Origin of the sequence: Streptomyces sp. KLMMK (genome assembly GCF_036961605.1) — a bacterium.
GTDB lineage: Bacteria > Actinomycetota > Actinomycetes > Streptomycetales > Streptomycetaceae > Streptomyces > Streptomyces telluris.
Genome location: NZ_JBAMDC010000641.1, coordinates 1 through 2,242 on the forward strand (window position 1 = coordinate 1; position 2,242 = coordinate 2,242).

General features: G+C 77.3%; 2 protein-coding genes. Both read right to left on the reverse strand.

Translation table 11 applies throughout. From position 1 onward, the window contains the following. Positions 1-1,160 (reverse strand): MFS transporter (locus tag V7793_RS36620; RefSeq protein ID WP_336013996.1); only part of this gene is annotated, 1,160 nt, incomplete at its 3' end. 111 nt (positions 1,161-1,271) lie between these two features. After that, a partial coding sequence (locus V7793_RS36625; protein WP_336013998.1) for an alpha/beta hydrolase occupies positions 1,272-2,242 on the reverse strand: 971 nt, incomplete at its 5' end.

Below are 2,242 nucleotides of genomic sequence, written 5' to 3' on the forward strand. Positions count from 1 at the left end.
GGGACGAGGTGCGCCTGCCCGGCGAGGATCACCAGGGCGCCCACGGCGAGCCCGGCGACCCCGCACGACGCGGCCCACGTGGGCCCGGCCGTCTCCAGCACCGTGCCGACGACGGCCGACCCCAGCGCCACGCCCGCCGTCATCAGGGTCACCAGCCAGGCGAACGCCTCGGTGACGGTGCCCGCCGGGGCGAGCTCGCCCACCAGCACGAACACGACGGTGAGCACGGGCGCGAGGAACAGCCCGGTGAGGATCATCAGGCCGGCCATGAGCGGCGGCGCGGGCAGCAGGCACAGCAGCCCGTACCCGGCCATGAGCCCGAGCATCAGCAGCAGCGTCCGGCGCGGCGGCGCCACCCGCCAGTGGCGCACGGCCCCGTAGGCCAGCCCGCCGATCAGCGCGCCGAGGGCGTTGAGCGCGAGGAGCGTGGGGGCGCCGCCGGGCAGCCGGTGCTCCTCCGCGTAGTGGACGACGAGGACGTTGAGCGTGCCGATGGCGACGCCCGCGCCTGTGAGGCCCGTGAGCAGCACGACCAGGCCGCGGCTGCGCAGCGGGCCGAGCCGGTCGCCGGAGCGGGCGGGCGCCTTCCAGACCCGCGCGGGCGGGGCGGTGGCGACGACGAGCACTCCGGCGATGCCCAGGAGCGCACCGGCCCACAGCGCCGCCGAGGGCGAGGCGACGGCCACGCCGCCGGCCACCACCAGGGGCCCGCCGACGAAGACCAGCTCCTGCGAGGCGGAGTCCAGGGCGTAGGCCGCCTCCAGCTTCCCGGGTGCGACGATGTCGGGCCACAGGGCGCGCAGGCACGGCTCCAGCGGCGGCGTCGCCGCTCCGGCGAGCGCGACCCCGGCGAGGACGGCCGTGCGGCTGCCGGGCGCGACCGCCACGGCCGCGAAGCCCACGGCCGCCACCAGGGCGGTGGGCAGCAGGACGAGCGGCTGGCCCGCCCGGTCCACGAGACGGCCCAGCAGCGGGCCGCCGATCGCGGAGGCGATGGCGAACACCCCCACGGCCACGCCCACGAACCCGTACGACGCCCCCGCCTGACGCAGGGCCAGCGGCACGGCGACGGAGGCCATCGCGCTCGGCAGCCGCCCGACGAGGGTGCCCAGGAGCAGCCTGGTCACGTGGGGGCCGCGCAGCAGATCCGCGTAGCTCATGGGGAGTCCTCGCCGCTCGTCGACTCCCTCGGCCACTGGGCGGCCATGTCCGGCGCTGACGCTCGCGTGGGTGAGATCACGAGGGAATGGTTATACGTAACACGTCGGCCGTCAAGGGATTTCCGGCAGGCCCGGACCCTGGCAGCGCAGATCCCTGCCGGGCACCGTGCCGTCCACCAGATAGGCGGCCACGGCGTCGTCCACGCACGCGTTGCCCCGGCTGGCGAAGACGCCGTGCGAGTAGTCGTTCTCCAGTGTGACCAGCCGGGATCCGGGCAGCACGCGCTGCAGGGCCCGTGCCCCCTCGGCCGGGGTGACGGGGTCGTGCTGCGAGGCGACGAGCAGGACCGGGGGAGCGGCGGGGCTGCCGAGCCGCGTGCGGCTCTCCGGGCGGTGGTGCCAGTACGCGCAGGCCGACGCCTCGATGCCGGTCAGGACGGGCAGCGGGTCGAGGCGGCGCAGGCGGCGGAGGTCGGCGACGACCCGCCCGGGTGCGGGACCGGGGCCGTCGGCGCACTTCACGGTGCGGTTGGCGGCCTCGTACGTACGGGAGTCCGGGCCGTCGAAGGGGGCGGCGGGGCGCAGGCCGCCGGCCGTGCCCTCGCGCAGGTAGGTGCGCATGCCGTCGCCGAGGGGCGCCCAGCGCTCGGTGCGGCCGAGCGCCCGGTAGACGGCGCGGTCGAACTCGGCGGGCCCGAAGCCGTCCACGGGCCGGGCCGCGAGCCCGGCCCGCACCCGCTCGTACGCCCCGCGGACCGCTCCCGCCGTGCTGCCGAGCCCGAACCGCCCGGGGTGGGCGGCCAGCCACTCCAGCAGGGTCGCGCGCTGCCGCAGCAGGGCCCCGGCTTGGCGGAGGTCGAAGGCGTACCAGTCCTCCGGGCCGACGACGCTGTCCAGCACCATCGGACCCACCCGCCGCGGGAAGAGGGCCGCGTAGGCCGCGCCGAGGTAGCTGCCGTAGGAGACGCCGAGGAAGCCGGTGCGCCGCTCGCCGAGGGCCGCGCGGACGGCGTCCATGTCGCGGGCGGTCTCCTCCGTCGACAGGTGCGGCAGGGCGGGGCCCACGCCCGCCGCGCAGTCGC